Below are 14,467 nucleotides of genomic sequence, written 5' to 3' on the forward strand. Positions count from 1 at the left end.
CGGTCACCGCAGGAAGCGGGCCACCTCGGCGCAGAAGCACTCCGGTTCGGTGCGGTGCACGTAGTGGCCCGCGTCGATGGCCAGCAGCCGTCCCCGGGGCACCGCCCCGGCGACCTCGGCGAGCAGGGAGCGGGGGACCGGGCTGGACAGGCCACCGCTGATCACCAGCGTCTCGGCGGTCACGTCGGCGAGCCGCCGCCACCACACCGGATCCGCCCTCTGGAGGCCGTCGATGACGGGGCGTACCGCGGCGCTGTCCAGCTCCCCGGCCCGGCGCAGTTCGCGGAACTCCTGGTACAGCGAGATGACGCGCGCGGGGCCGCCGGCCGGCCCGGACCGCGCCCGCAGCTCCGCCTCCGCCGCCGCGTCCCGTGGCGGCGGAGGCGTGTCCTCGATCACCAGCCTGCGCACCCGCGCGGGATGGCGCTGGGCGATGAGCCAGGCCACATGACCGCCCATGGAGTGGCCCACGAGATCCACCTCGTCCAGACCGTGCCGGTCCAGCAGGCACAGCACGTCCCGGTACATCAGCTCGAAGGTGTACGCGTCCGCCCGGGGGCTGCGCCCGTGTCCGCGCAGATCCGGCACGAACAACCGGCGGCCCCGGGGCAGCAGCGCGGCGACGAGCCGGTCCCAGCTTTGTCCGGTGTTCCCCAGCGCGTGGAGCAGCACCGCCGGCCTCCCCGCCGGGTCACCGGTGACCCGGCAGTTCAGCGTCAGCGGCGCCTCGCTCCGTCCCTCAGGAGCGCGCACTGGTCACGAGGTAGTCCACGATGGCCGTGACCGTCTGCTGGTGCCAGACCAGGTTGGCCGGCAGCTTGCGCTCCAGCACCCGTTCCAGACGGCGCCGGATGACGATCGCCATCACCGAGTCCAGCCCCGACTTCAGCAGAGACCGGTCCGGATCGAGCTGCGCCGGGTCCAGCTTCATCTCGCCGACGATGACGGAGACCGTCTGCTCGTGCAGCAGAGCCCGCAGTTCCTCCTCCGGCAGTTCCTCGGCCGGCCGTGCCCCGGCCACCGCCCCCTCCCGCGCCGGGGCCCCGTCGGCGAGGTCGCGCAGCAGACCCGTACGGCGGACCCCGTCCGGGAGCGGCACCGTGCGCAGCACCGCGAGGGACGCGGCGCCGGTCCGGGCGGCGAGGTCCCAGGCGGCGAAGGCGTCGGACGCCGTGATGTCGCCGACACCGTGCGCCTGGAGCTCGGCGTCCACCGCCGCGTTGGCCGCCATGCCCATGCCCCGCCACGACGTCCACGCCAGGCTCATGCTGCCGTCGGCACCGAGGGTGTGGTCGTACCCGGCCATGGCGTCGAGGAAGGCGTTGGCCGACGCGTAGGCGGCCTGGCCGGTGAGGCCCAGGTACTGGCCGCACGACGAGAAGTGGACCAGGAAGTCCAGGGTCCCCGGCGGGAACAGCCGGTGCAGGGTCAGCGCGCCGCCGGCCTTCGGCCGCATCACCGCCGCCAGGGCGTCGGCGTCGAGCCGGTCGACCAGCTGGTCCTGGAGCACACCGGCCGCGTGCACCACCCCGCGCACCGGGGGCATGCCCAGCGCGTCCGGGGTCAGGGCGGCGGCGGCCGCCTTGGCGTCGGACAGGTCCAGGGACAGCACCCGTACGCTCGCCCCGAGAGCTTCGAGCCCGCGGACGGTCGCGACCCGGCGTGCCTGGACCTCGTCGGTGACCGCGTCCCACTCCGACCGGGGCGGCAGGCCGGCGCGTCCGGCGAGCACGAGACGGCGCGCGCCCCGCTCCACCAGCCACCGGGCGATCTCCCCGCCCAGGCTGCCCAGACCGCCCGTGACGAGATACGTGCCGTCAGGCCGGCACCGCAGCGGGGCGCGCTGCTCGCCCGCGTCCTCGGAGCGGACCAGCCGGTTCGCCCACGCCTCGCCCGCACGGACGGCGACGACGTCCTCGCCCGGGTTCGCGGCGACCACGCGCAGCGCGGCGGTCAGGTCGTCCCCGGTGGGGTGCGGGCCGAGATCGACCGTGCCGCCCCACAGTTCGGGGTGCTCGCCCCCGACGACCCGGCCGAGACCCCACCGGGCCGCCTGGGCCACCGCCTCCGGCCGGTCCGCCTCGCGGACACCGAGGGTCAGTGACCACAGCCGCGCCGTGCCGGGCGGCCACGTGCCCAGCCGCCGCGCCGCCGACGCGAGCTGCCACGCCTCGCGCACGGCCAGGTCCGCGGCCTCGCACTCCTCGGCCGGACGGTCCGTCAGGTCCGTCAGGGGCAGCAGGAGCACGTCCACCGGACCGGAGACCTGCCCGCGCAGCCCGTCGAGCCCTTCCGGGGACTCCGCCGCCAGGCAGGGGACACCGTGCTCGTCGGCCGTGGCCCTGAGCGCTGCCGTCAGCTGCCCGTCCGGGCCGGCCAGCACCAGGGTCCGGGACGGGGCGGAGCCGTCGAGGGGGAGGGGTTTCCAGTCCGTGCGGAACAGCAGTTCCCCGGGCTGCGCCGAACGCGCCCCGGCCTCGCCGCCCGCGTACCGGACCCCGGCCAGCACGGCCACGGTCCGCCCGTCCCGCGCGGTGATCCGCACATGCGCCGAGCCACCGCCGTCGACGTACGCCTCCAGGCGGGCGCGGGACGGGGGCTCGCCCGTGGTCCACACGCGGGCGACGCCGGCCACCACCCGCAGTTCGGCGGGTCCGGGGAAGGCGACGGCCGCCATGGACAGCGCGGCGTCGAGCAGGGGGGCCCAGGACGCCGGTTCGTCGGGCGTGGCGATGTCCGCGCGCAGCCCGTCCGGGACCTGTTCCAGCCGCTCCACGCGCCAGGGGAAGGCCATGCTCGGCACGCCGACCGAGGCGAGGGCGGTGGCGATCCCGTTGCGGGGAAGCGCCGTCCCCGCTCCGGCCGTGGCCGGACGCAGCGGCGGCGGCGAGTCGTCGCCGGACACGGACGCCACCGAGTGGGTCAGCGACGGTCCGTCGTCCTCCTGGGGGTCGGCGGTCCGCGATAGCAGGCGGATCACGCCGTCCTGCGCGATCACGTCGACGTCCTGGGCCGTGGACAGGGCCAGCGGCAGGTCGAACGACACGTCGCGCAGACCGCCCGCCCCCGGGCTCCCCCCGGCCGCGTCCAGGAAGGTCTGGACGACCACGGCCGCCGGGACGATCTCCGCGCCGTGGATGGTGTGGCTGCCCGGATACGGCCGGGACCCCAGATCGACGCGGGTGCGCCAGAGGTCCAGCGGCGTGGTCCCGGCCAGCGTCGTACGCGGCCCCAGCAGGGTGCGGCTCGCCGGGTCGTGCCGCCCCCGGTCGGCCCGGTGGACCGGCAGGTCGCGCCAGTACCGCTGGCGCCGCCAGCTGCGGACCGGCAACGGCAGGGGCCGGGTGCCCGGGGCGGAGGGCCAGTCGAGGGGGACGCCGTGGCAGTACAGCAGCCCCGCGTTCAGCAGCAGGTGCTCCCGCTCCCCGGCATCGCGGCGCAGGGACGCGGCGAGGCAGTGCCGGTCGGCCCCGACCGTGTCCAGCGTCTCCTGCACCGAGTGCCGGACCACCGGGTGGGCCGACACCTCAAGGAACGTACGGAACCCGTCCTCGGCCGCCGCGGCCACGGCGCCGGACAGCCGGACCGGGCTGCGCAGATTGGCCGCCCAGTAGGCGCCGTCGCGGACGGCCGTGTCGCGCGGGTCGTCCAGCGCGGTGCTGTAGACGGGGATGCCGGGGGAGTGCACGGTGAGGTCGGCCGCGGCCTCGGCGAGCTCCTTCATCAGGGGCTCCATCTGCGGGCTGTGGAAGGCCACGTCACAGTCGACGCGGCGCACCAGCAAGGACGCGTCCGCGGCCAGCTCCCGGGCGAGGGCGTCGATCTCCGCGACCGCGCCGGCCACCACGGTCGTCGTGGGCGAGGCGAGGACCGCCGGCACCACGCCGTCGGCGCCGCCGAGCCGCGCCGCGGCCTCGTCGGCGGGCAGGCCGATCATCAGCATGCCGCCCGCGCCGGCCACCCGCCGCAGCAGGACACTGCGCCGGCACACCAGCCGGGCGCCGTCCTCCAGCGACAGCACTCCCGCCGTCGCGGCGGCGGCGATCTCCCCCATGGAGTGGCCGATGACCGCCGCGGGCCGGACCCCGAGCGAGCGCCAGACGGCGACCAGGCCCATCTGCACCGCGTAGATCATCGTCTGGGCCACGTCCACCCGGCCGACGTCGCCGGCCTCGATCAGCTCCCGGGCCGTCGCGCCGAACTCCTCGGCGAAGACCGGCCCGATCCTGTCGATCACCTCGGCGAACACGGCGTCCGTGGCCAGCAGCTCGCGGCCCATGCCCGGCCACTGGGCGCCGGTCCCGGAGAACACCCACACCACGTCGTCGAGGCCCTCGCCCGTCACCGCCCCGTCGGCGACGCCGGGCACCGCGTCACCGGCGGCGAAGCCGCGCAGCCTGCCCGCCAGCTCCGCGCGGTCGGCGGCGACGACGGCGACCCGGTGCTCCAGGTGGCTGCGCCGGGTTCCCAGATCCTGCGCGACCGAGGCGAGCGCGGCGCCGGAGCCCGGCCCCTGAAGCCAGTCGGCGAGCCGGGCGGCGTCCTCCCGGACGGCTTCCACGGAGCGGCCGGAGAGCGGGAACAGACAGGTCGAGGCCGGGGCCGCCGCCTCCTCGGGAACCGCCGGCGCCTCCTCCAGGACCACGTGGGCGATGGTCCCGCCGTACCCGAAGCTGGAGACACCCGCCCGGCGGGGACGCTCCCCCCGGGGCCACGGGGTGCGCTCCCGCGCCACCCGCAGCCGTGCCCGCTCCCAGGGAATGCGCGGGTTGGGCGAGGAGAAGTGCACGCTGGGCGGGATCTCCTCATGGACGAGCGCGAGGATCGTCTTGATCATCCCGGCGATCCCCGAACCGGCCTCCAGATGCCCGATGTTGCCCTTCACCGAGCCGATCAGGCACGGGCTGTCCGCCGGCCGGCCCGCGCCGAAGACCGCGGCGAGCGCACCGGCCTCCAGCGGGTCGCCCGCGACGGTCCCGGTGCCGTGGGCCTCGACGTAGTCGACGCTCTCCGGGGCGATACCGCACCGCGCGTACGTCGAGCGCATCAGGTCCGCCTGCGCCTCGCCGTTGGGCGCCATGATGCCCGCGGTCCGGCCGTCCTGGCTCACCCCGCTGCCCCGGATCACCGCCAGGACCCGGTCCCCGGCCCGCTCGGCGTCCGAGAGGCGCTTCAGGACGAGGACGCCCGCCCCCTCGCCCCGTCCGTAGCCGTCCGCCGAGGCGTCGAACGGTTTGCTGTGGCCGTCCGGCGAGGTGGCGCCCGCCCGGGCCAGGGTGACCGACAGGCCGGGCGCGACCATGAGGTTCACGCCTCCGGCGAGCGCCACGTCGCACTCCCCGGCGAGCAGGCTCCGGCGCGCGAGGTGGACGCCGACCAGGGAGGCGGAGCACGCGGTGTCCACGGCGAGACTGGGGCCGCGCAGGTCGAGGCTGTGGGAGATGCGGTTGGCCGTGGCGCACAGGGCCGCGCCGATCCCGGTCCAGGGCTCGATCCGGGCGAGATCCTCCAGCAGCCGCCGCCCGTAGTCGTCCGAACCCACGCCCACGAAGACTCCGCAGCCCGTGCCGCCCAGACCGAGCGGCGGGAGCCCCGCGTGCTCCAGGGCCTCCCACGCCAGCTCCAGCAGCAGCCGCTGCTGAGGGTCCATCAGTTCCGCCTCGCGCGGCGCGATCCCGAAGAACTCCGCGTCGAAACCGGCGATGTCGGCGAGGAAGCCGCCCCGCGTCGGGGTCTCCCGGACGACGGCCGCGTGCCCGTCCCCGGTGTCCGCGTACGGAGCCCAGCGCTCCGCCCCGTCGCCGATGCCGTCCCGGCCCTGGACCAGGAGGTCCCAGAAGGCGTCGGGGGAGCCGGCGTCACCGGGGAACCGGCAGCTCAGACCGACGACCGCGACGGTCTCCCCGTCTCCTTGCCCCCGCGTCACACGAGGCTCCCCTCAGTGCCGGTGGCGCCCCAGGCGGGCGCTTCCAGCACCGTGACCACGGCCGCGGTGATCATGAGTCCGGGTCCCGCGCTCAGCAGCAGGAGGTGGTCACCGGCGTCCACCTGCCCGTCCTCGACGAGGTGGTTGAGCTGCAGCCCGACGTCGGCGGCGCCCGCGTGGCCGAGGTCGCGGAAGAAGTCGACCGCGCCCAGCGACGCGTCCAGACCCATCGGCCGCAGATGGCTGTCCAGGAAGTCCGTGGTGCCCGCCCCGAGATGGAGCACCTTCGACAGGTCCGCGACGGTGATCCCCGCCTCGCCCGTCACCTGCTCGACCAGCTTGGCGCTGCTCGCGCCGTACTCCTGGCCGATCTCGGACGCTTTCGGGCCCAGTTCCTCGACCATCGCCTCCAGGTGCTCGTTCATGTCGAGCGCGCGCCCCGTGGTGACCGCCGGCGGGAAGATCGGCTCGTGCCCGCGGTTGAGGATCTCGTACTGGGGCAGCGACACCGACTCGACGGAGCGCAGCGCGGCCCAGCCGGGCTGCTTCGACAGGACGACCGCCGTCGCCGCGTCGGCGAGCACCGCGTCACGGTGGGCGTACCACCGGTCGACCGAGGGGGCGCCGAAGTTGTCCGCGGCGCACACCACGGCGCCGGTGCGCGACGGCGCGCACAGCAGGTACTGGGTGGCCATCTCCAGGGCGGCGAGGAACGCGTTGCACCCCTGCTCCACCGTCAGCGCCGGGACGGGGGAGCCGAGGGTGGAGCGCAGGATGTAGTGCGGTGCCGACCAGCCGTCGGGGCCCTGATGGTAGGCACAGGAGTGGACGAGGATGTCGATGTCCTCAGGGCCGAGGCCCGAGCGGTCCACCGCCTGCCGGACGGCCGCCACCGCCATGTCCGGCGCGGAGACGCCGTCGGCCACGGCGATGTTGCGCCACCCGCAGGACTCCATCCGCTCCCGGTCGTACGCGCCGCGCCGGACCGCTTCCGCCACGCTCACCCGGGGCGGGACGAACGCCCCGGTCCCTGCCAGGAAGATGTTCTCTGTTCTCACTCTCACATGTCCTTTACTGACCGGTCCGGGGCCTGATGACCTTCCCGGTCTCGGTGGTCGGCAGTTCCGCCCTGGAGGCGAAGACGTGGGGGACCCAGGAGGGCGACAGGCGCTCCCGGCAGAAGCGCTCCAGCTTGTCCAGGTCGACCGTGCCGGGCGTCACCGTCGCACTGATCCGCTGCCCCAGGACAGGATCGTCCCTGCCGGACACCAGACAGGCGGCGACATCCGGGAAGGCGAGCAGAACGGCTTCGATCTCCTCGGGACTCACCTTGGCGCCCGCGACGTTGATCGCGGTGGACAGGCGCCCGACGAGGACGAGGTTCTGTCCCTCCAGGCGTGCCAGGTCGCCGGTGGTGAACCCGCCGTGCAGCGGGGCCGCGTCGACCGACCCGCCCTCGGCGTACCCGAGCATCATCGACGGCGAACGGACCGTCACCAGCCCCGTCCCGGCGTCGTCGGCACCGTCCCCCGAGGCCGGGGAGAGCTCGACCCGCACCCCGGGCAGGGGAGCGCCGGGCCCCTGGACGCCGGGCCGCCACGGGCCCGGGCGGCTCACACAGATCGGCCCGGTCTCCGTGGTGCCGTAGACCTGGCCGACGTGCCCGCCGAGCCGGGTCGCGACCAGTTCGGCGGTGTGCGCGTCCAGCGCCATGCCGGCGGACAGGAAACCGGTCGCGGGGCCGTCGTGCGGCCGGGTCCGGGCGGCCTTGGCGAGCAGCCGCAGCATGGGGGGCACCCCGACGAACAACGTCACGTCCCCGGCGGCGAGTTCACGCAACAGCACGCGCGGCTTGTCCGGTGTCGTACAGCGCACGTGCGCGCCCGCCAGGACCGCGGCGACGGCGCACAGGCCGAAGCCGTACGCGTGCTGGAGGGGCACCGGGCACAGCAACCGGCTCTCGGGACCCAGCCCCAGAGCCGTACGGTAGTGCTCGGCCTCCGCCAGCAGAGCTGCGGCGGAGCGCAGCGCGACCCGGGGGTACCCGGTGGTGCCCGACGTGATCTGCGCCGTCGCCGCCTCCTCGAAGGCGGGCCTGCGGGGTCCCTCCCGGCCGACGCTCAGGATCCGCTCCCCCCGCTCCACGGCCGTGACCGGGAAGGCGGGCGACGACCTCGGGGCCGACAGGAGGTCGAGCGGGCAGCGCTCCTGGATCCGCTGGAGCTCCCACGGCGTCAGCCGGCGCGAGAGCGGCACCGCGACCGCGCCGGTGGAGATGATGGCGAACACGTCGGCGACGAACTCCGCCGCCGGCCAGGCCACGGTCCCCACCAGGGTCCCAGGGCCGACGCCGGCCTCCCGCAGGGCACGGGCCCCGGCGTCGACGCGCTCGGCCAACCGCGCCGCACCGATGGTCCCGGAGTCGTCGCCGATCAGCGGCGCGTCCCCGCCGCGGGCCCCCTGGGCGCGCAGCAGGGAGAGCAGCTCCGCACGCGCGCCCGTCATCCGAGATCGGTCAGCGCGCGGCGCAGCGCCCCCACCGCCTTGTCGAGGACGTCCCCGGTGTGCGCGGTGCTCAGGAACCACGGCTCCAGCGCGTTCGGATGGAAGTAGACGCCCTCCCGCTGGGCGAGCGCCTGGAAGCGGCGGTGCCGGGAGAAGTCCACGGCCTCGGCGAGGGAGCGCAGGCTGTCGGCCCGCTCCAGCGGCTTCCTGAGCAGGGCCACGTTCATCAGGGTGCCGACCCGGCTGATGTGCACGGGCCGCTTCCCCTCGGCGAAGACCTCGCGCACGGCGTCCTCCGCACCGGCACCGAGGACCTCAAGCTCCTTGTAGAGACCGGACAGCGCACGGATCTTGGTCAGGACGGTGACGACCGCCCGTAACGCCGCGTGGTTCCCGGCGTAGACGCCCGCGTGGTGCGCCTCGTTCGTGGCGAGCATCCGCATCGAGGTCCTGCGCCCGCCGAAGGCGGCGACCGGGAACCCCCCGCCCATGACCTTCGACAGGACCGTGAGGTCGGGCTCGACGCCGTACAGCTCCTGCGCCCCTCCCCGGGCGACCCGGAAACCGGTGATCACCTCGTCGAAGATCAGCATCGCGCCGCTGCGCTCGGTCAGATCGCGCAGCAGCTGGAGGAAGCCGGGGGCCGGGGCGATCACCCCGGCGTTGACCAGGACCGGTTCCAGGATGACGGCCGCGATCCGGTCACCGTCCCGCGCGAAGAGCTCCTCGACGGCCGCGGCGTCGTTCCACGGCAGCTGCGCGGTGTGGGCGAGGGCCTCGGGGATCATCCCGGGAGCGCCCGGAACGACGTCCGTCGGCCGGGTGCCCTGGATCTGGAGCGTGTTCTTGCCCGCGCGCAGGACGGTCTCGCTCCAGCCGTGGTAGTGGCCCTCGAAGGTGACCACCAGGGAACGGCCCGTGGTGGCGCGCGCGAGGCGCAGGGCGGAGGTGACCGCTTCCGTGCCGGAGTTGGCGAACCTGACCTGTTCCACACCCGGCACCAGTTCGGCCACCAGGGCCCCGGCCTCGGCGTCCAGCTCGTGCGGCAGACCGGTCATATGGCCCTTGGTGAACTGGTCGGCCACGGCACCGGCCACGTCGGGGTCGGCGTAACCGAAGAGATGCGGGCCATAACCCATGTTGAGGTCGACGATCTCGCCGTCCTCGACGTCGTGGAGCAGGCAGCCTTCGGCACGGCGTACGACCAGGGGCACGGGGACGGCCGCCGCACGCATGCTGCTGCTGACACCGCCGGCGATGACCTCTTTGATGTCCTCCAGACAATCGGCATTCGTCCGACGTTCGGCGTCCATGGCACCCACGGAAATCCTCCAGGTTCGTCGGCCTGATCCCGGCATCACAGAATGCCCCAGGTATTTCCGGCCCGACACCGGTTGTTGCCGGAATGGCTGGATCGCGGGGGTGGTCGGCCTGTCTTGGGTGGCAGTATCGGACGGGCTGACCTGCGTGCGTGGCGGAGGGGGAATGTGATGTCGTCTCGGGCCGTCGCCGTGGTCACGGGGGCGGGATCCGGCCTCGGGGCCGCCATCGCCGTACGGCTGGCCGCCACCCACGACCTGGTGCTGACGCATCTGACCCGGGACAGCGGGCTCGCCGGCACCGCCGGGCAGGCGTCGGCGGCCGGCGCGGACGTCGTCGCCACCGTGGTCGGGGACCTCACCCACGAGGAGACCGTGGACCGCCTCGGGCAGGCCATGGACGCCTGCGGGCCGAGGCTCGACGTCCTGGTCTGCAACGCCGGGGCGTACACGTACACCCCCTGGCAGGACACCACGTGGGACGACGTGCGCTCGGCCGTGGACGTCAATCTGCTGGCGCACATCGCCTGCGTCCGCGCCGCCACACCCCACCTCGTGGCGCGCGGAACCGGCCGGATCGTGGCCGTCTCCACCGTCCTCACGCGGCTCGGGCGCGTGGAACTCGCCCCGTACATCGCGGCGAAAGGGGGCTTGGAGGCATTCGTCCGCGCCCTGGCCCGCGAACTCGGCCCGCACGGCATCACCGTGAATTCCGTCAGACCGGGTCCGATCGAACTGAATACCGATCAGAGATCCCATCCGGATTACCGTTCCTGGCGGGAACGGGAATTCGCCCGGCAATGCATCAAACGGCATGGGCGCCCCGATGACGTGGCCGAGGCCGTCGCCTTTCTGACATCTCCCGCGGCCGGTTTCATCACAGGCCAGAGCCTGACCGTCGACGGCGGCTGGGACCTCCACTGACCTGCCGGTGCGGCAGATCCGTGGAACCATGACGCGAATGACGCACGAACAGGAACAGGAACAGCAAGCCGTCACTCGCGTACTGCTGGTGCGGCACGGCCAGTCGCACGCCAGCGTGAAGAAGCTGATCGCCGGGTCCCGCACCTGTCTCGGACTCACGGAGCACGGGCGGGACCAGGCCGCCCGGCTCTCGGCCCGGCTGGCGGCCGAACCACCGCGGCCGGCCACGCTGCTGACCAGTCCGGTGCTCAGAGCCCGCGAGACCGCCGAGATCCTGGCGAGCGGCCTGCAACTCGGGGCACCGGTCGTCGAGACACAGGCGCGGGAACTCGACTTCGGGGCGGCGGACGGTCTCTCCATCGACGAGTACGAGCGCAAGTACGGGGCGTTCGACATGACCGCCCACCCCGACCGCCCGTTCGCCCCCGACGGCGAGACCTGGAACCGGTTCCGGACCCGGGCCGGCCAGGTCGCCGAAGACCTGCTCTCCCGCCACCGGGGCGAAACCGTCCTCGTGGTGTGCCACGCCGGGTTCATCGTCGCGGCGATGTCCGCCCTGCTGGACACCGTCCCGCCCGTCCTGTTCACCGACTCGACACCCGCCGCGACCTCGGTCAACGAGTTCGTCCACGACGGATCGCGGTGGCGCCTGCTCCGGTTCGACGACGCGCGCCACCTCGACCCGGCCGGCTGACGGCAGCCGGCCGGCCGCCCTCACTGCTGCGGGCCGCGCTTGCGTTCCATCATGTGGCGGCCCAGCGCCTTCTTCCGCTTCCAGCTCCGCAGGATCTCCGCGCTCAGCCGCGCGTCGCTGCGGGCGGCGATCCGCTGGTTCTCGCGCAGCAGCTTGTGGTAGTTCTCCAGCCGCCGCGGCGACAACTCGCCCTCCTCGACGGCCGCGAGCACCGCGCACCCGGGCTCCTCACCGTGCGAGCAGTCGGGGAAACGGCAGTCCCGGGCGAGGGACTCCACGTCGGTGAACGCCTGGGCGACGCCGTTGTCGGCCTCCCACAGCCCCACCCCGCGCAGCCCCGGGGTGTCGATCAGGACACCGCCGCCCGGCAACGGCAGAAGGTCGCGGGTCGTCGTCGTGTGCCGCCCCTTGCCGTCACTGTCACGCGTGGCGTCGACCCGCTGCGCGTCCCCTCCCGTCAGCGCGTTGGTCAGAGTGGACTTGCCGGCGCCGGACCGGCCGAGGAGCACCGCGGTGCCGTCGACGAGGGCCGTAAGGGCGTCCATGCCCTGCCCCGTGGCCGCGCTCACGGACAGCACGCGCGCTCCGGGGGCCACCCTCTCCGTGTCCTCGACGAGATACGACAGCGTCACCGGGTCGGGCACCAGATCGGCCTTCGTGAGGACCACCACCGGCTGCCCGCCGCTCTCCCACGCAAGGGCGAGGAAACGCTCGACACGCCCGAGATCCAGCTCGTCGGCGAGCGAGACGGCGATGAGCACCTGGTCGATGTTGGCGGCCAGGACCTGGCCGTCGGAGCGCTGCGAGGAGACGGCACGGACGAACGCCGTACGCCGCGGCAGCAGCACCCGGACGACCCCCTGATCCGGGTCGAGCGCCACCCAGTCGCCGGTACAGGGGACGAGCAGCGGATCCGAGGAGGCCACGGGCCCCACCCCCGCCCGGACGGCCGCCACCCGCCCGTCCTCGGCGACGGTGACGGTCTCGCAGCTCCCGCGGTCGACCCGCACCACACGGCCGGGCCGCAGGCCGTCCGCCTCATGGGGGGCGAAGCCGGCGGCCCACGCGTCGTTCCAGCCGTACCGGCGGAGCGGATGGGAGGCAGTGGAAGCGGTCAAGCTCGCCCCTCCAGAGGGGTGTGAGGGCAGCGGACGTGCACCGGCTGCTCGGGCTCGCAGTCTAGTCTCCGCGCGCCGGGGGCCGGCGTGGCGACGGGGCAGCGGTGCCCGGCCGCCGACGCCTCGCGGTACGGGGGAGCAGGGCCCGGCACGCGCCCGCGACGTCCGCGACGGGCGCGGTACGGACAGGCTCCGCCGCCCGGCACCCCACTGCCCCACCCACGGCCGGCTCAGGCCCCCCGCCGCACCGCGATCGTGTCCCCGACGCCGATCACCGTCCCCCGAGCAGCGGCCCCGAACGCCGCCCCGTCCACGCTCACCTGCCAACTCCCGCTCCCGGCGACGCCGTTGACCGCGGTGACCGCGCCGGTCCCGGACGCCGGGGTCACCGACGTCACGCACCCCGACGGCACCCCCGCCCCGATCGCCGCGTCGAGGACCGCGCCCAGCGTCGTCGTGGACCCGGCCGGGGTCAGGGCCACCGAGCACACCTTGAGCGCGCCGGACCCGTCCTCCACGGTGAGCGCGAGCCGCGCCGGGGTCCCGGAGGTGAAGGAGGCCGCGCCCTCCCACTGCGGAGCGGACGCCGGGACCGGCGGCGGCGCGGTGAAGCCGCCGCCCGCGACCGCGCGCAGCCCGTCGATGGACGCGTACGCCGAGGGAACCGTGTCGGTGGGCAGGTACTTGAAGCCGCCGCCGGGATTGAACTGCTGGGCGACCAGGAAGTCCACCGGCGTCTTCCCCTGCGCGGTGAGGAAGTCCCCGGTCTGCGGATTGATCCCGCAGGCGTTGAGCCCGGACACCGCCCACCCGTTGGAGTCGGTGTTGACGCCGAACGCCGCGTTGAACGCCCCGCTGCCCGCGACGAGCTTGCTCTTCAGGAACGCCTTGGCCTGCGCGATGTCCGGATCGGTGTTCGCCACCCCCGACACACACAGCGCGGCCATCGCGGCCCCGGTCATGTCGATGTCGCTCGCCGCCGCCAGCTTCGCGGGATCGCCCTCGGCCTTCGCGTGGTTCCAGCCGCCGTCGTCGTGCTGGTTGGCGCGGATCCGCGTGACGAGCGCGTCGCGCAGGGCCTGCGGGACCCGGACCTGACCGGCCTGCGTCTTCGCGCCGCTCAGCGCGAGCGCGGCGAACACCGTCCCGTTGAACGTCGCGGAGGGGCCGAAGTAACCGGGCTCACCGGACTGCCAGTAGCCGTACACGTCCGCGATCAGATTGCGGGACGCGGAAACCCGCGCCGGGTCCACGCCGGCGGCGTACGCGTTGAGGGCGGCCCGCTCGTAGTCGGTCACCACCGGAGTCGTGGACGGCCAACTCGCCGTCGACAGAAGGGTCCGGTACACGGAGCGGGCGTTCTTGGACGCGTCCCCGCCCGGCGCGACGTCCACGGCGGCCGTCCCGGCGGCGGCGAGCGCGGAGAACGCCCACTCGTTGGACAGACCGGGACCGGCGTACGAACCGTCCGCCGCCTGAAGGGACTTGAGGTACGCCACCCCGTTGGCCTTCGACGTGGCGAGCTGCGCCGGGGTGGTGGTGGCCGCCGCGGGGACGGCCGTCAGAGCGAACGCCGCGACGGTGAGCGCGGCGATGCGGGACACGGGCACGGGCTGCTCCTGAACGCGTGGACGGGCTGCCAAGGGCACTGCGCCGCCTGGGCATTCGGGCTCGGAACGGCCGCCGGCCGCCCCACACCGCTGCGCGTCAGCCCCGGACTCCCACCGGGTTCCCCCACTCGGCAGGGCGCGACGCTACCCGACCGCGACCCCCGTCGCCAGAGGGGCTCCGGACGGCCCGGAGGCAGCCTTGACGCGTCCTGTGAAGCGTGTTCAAATCCGGCTGATACGCAAGAAGTTCCAGGGGAAGCCGGTCGAATTCCGGCGCTGACCCGCAACCGTGGGCCCGGCACACCGCCGGGCGAGCCGGATTGCCTGGAGCGTGATCGAGCAACGAACGCCGTCGCGGACTACGGCGTGGT

9 protein-coding genes and 2 riboswitches are annotated in these 14,467 nt (G+C 74.3%); of the genes, 2 read left to right on the forward strand and 7 right to left on the reverse strand.

The annotated features are described in order from the left end of the window. Positions 1–3: 3 nt before the first annotated feature. Genes ACLZOT_RS38255 through ACLZOT_RS38275 form a run of 5 tightly spaced genes read right to left on the reverse strand, consistent with a single transcriptional unit; the run spans position 4 to position 9,744 of the window. Entirely contained in the window at positions 4–753 is a 750-nt protein-coding gene (locus tag ACLZOT_RS38255; RefSeq protein ID WP_416973759.1) for an alpha/beta fold hydrolase, read from the reverse strand. Further along, complete coding sequence (locus tag ACLZOT_RS38260; protein ID WP_416973760.1) at positions 740–5,926, reverse strand: beta-ketoacyl synthase N-terminal-like domain-containing protein; 5,187 nt, start codon at positions 5,924–5,926, stop codon at positions 740–742. Before ACLZOT_RS38260 ends, ACLZOT_RS38255 begins: the two co-directional genes overlap by 14 nt. Continuing rightward, positions 5,923–6,984, reverse strand: a complete 1,062-nt coding sequence (locus ACLZOT_RS38265) for a ketoacyl-ACP synthase III family protein (RefSeq protein ID WP_416973761.1) — start codon at positions 6,982–6,984, stop codon at positions 5,923–5,925. Before ACLZOT_RS38265 ends, ACLZOT_RS38260 begins: the two co-directional genes overlap by 4 nt. Positions 6,985–6,997: 13 nt before the next feature. Further along, positions 6,998–8,431, reverse strand: a complete 1,434-nt coding sequence (locus tag ACLZOT_RS38270; protein WP_416973762.1) for a class I adenylate-forming enzyme family protein — start codon at positions 8,429–8,431, stop codon at positions 6,998–7,000. After that, on the reverse strand, positions 8,428–9,744 hold the full coding sequence (locus ACLZOT_RS38275; RefSeq protein ID WP_416973763.1) for an aspartate aminotransferase family protein: 1,317 nt from the start codon (positions 9,742–9,744) through the stop codon (positions 8,428–8,430). Before ACLZOT_RS38275 ends, ACLZOT_RS38270 begins: the two co-directional genes overlap by 4 nt. Before the next feature lie 177 nt (positions 9,745–9,921). On the opposite strand from ACLZOT_RS38275, the gene ACLZOT_RS38280 reads away from it, so the two are divergent. Both ACLZOT_RS38280 and ACLZOT_RS38285 read left to right on the forward strand, forming a co-directional pair. Continuing rightward, positions 9,922–10,674 carry an SDR family NAD(P)-dependent oxidoreductase gene (locus tag ACLZOT_RS38280; RefSeq protein ID WP_416973764.1) on the forward strand — a complete coding sequence of 251 codons (753 nt, stop codon included), beginning with the start codon at positions 9,922–9,924 and terminating at the stop codon, positions 10,672–10,674. 37 nt (positions 10,675–10,711) lie between these two features. Beyond that, the gene (locus ACLZOT_RS38285; protein ID WP_416973765.1) at positions 10,712–11,368 is read left to right on the forward strand and encodes a histidine phosphatase family protein; all 657 of its coding nucleotides are present in this window, start codon (positions 10,712–10,714) and stop codon (positions 11,366–11,368) included. 20 nt (positions 11,369–11,388) lie between these two features. Here ACLZOT_RS38285 and rsgA read toward each other — a convergent pair whose 3' ends face one another. Beyond that, positions 11,389–12,486: a ribosome small subunit-dependent GTPase A gene (gene rsgA / locus ACLZOT_RS38290; protein ID WP_416973766.1), complete on the reverse strand. Its 1,098-nt coding sequence runs from the start codon at positions 12,484–12,486 to the stop codon at positions 11,389–11,391. 230 nt (positions 12,487–12,716) lie between these two features. Next, the gene (locus ACLZOT_RS38295; protein WP_416973767.1) at positions 12,717–14,096 is read right to left on the reverse strand and encodes a hypothetical protein; all 1,380 of its coding nucleotides are present in this window, start codon (positions 14,094–14,096) and stop codon (positions 12,717–12,719) included. Positions 14,097–14,145: 49 nt separating this feature from the next. Continuing rightward, a riboswitch (cobalamin riboswitch) is annotated at positions 14,146–14,221 on the reverse strand. 87 nt (positions 14,222–14,308) lie between these two features. Next, positions 14,309–14,422, forward strand: a riboswitch (cobalamin riboswitch). The last annotated feature ends 45 nt before the right edge of the window (positions 14,423–14,467 follow it).

This window comes from Streptomyces sp. 4F14, from assembly GCF_048159485.1.
Classification (GTDB): domain Bacteria; phylum Actinomycetota; class Actinomycetes; order Streptomycetales; family Streptomycetaceae; genus Streptomyces.

What these genes read in the sequence shown, in the direction of transcription:
- ACLZOT_RS38275 (WP_416973763.1), bottom strand. Translation starts at nt 9,744, where the DNA reads ATGGACGCCGAACGTCGGACGAATGCCGATTGTCTGGAGGACATCAAA.
- ACLZOT_RS38285 (WP_416973765.1), top strand. Translation starts at nt 10,712, where the DNA reads ATGACGCACGAACAGGAACAGGAACAGCAAGCCGTCACTCGCGTACTG.
- ACLZOT_RS38270 (WP_416973762.1), bottom strand. Translation starts at nt 8,431, where the DNA reads ATGACGGGCGCGCGTGCGGAGCTGCTCTCCCTGCTGCGCGCCCAGGGG.
- ACLZOT_RS38280 (WP_416973764.1), top strand. Translation starts at nt 9,922, where the DNA reads ATGTCGTCTCGGGCCGTCGCCGTGGTCACGGGGGCGGGATCCGGCCTC.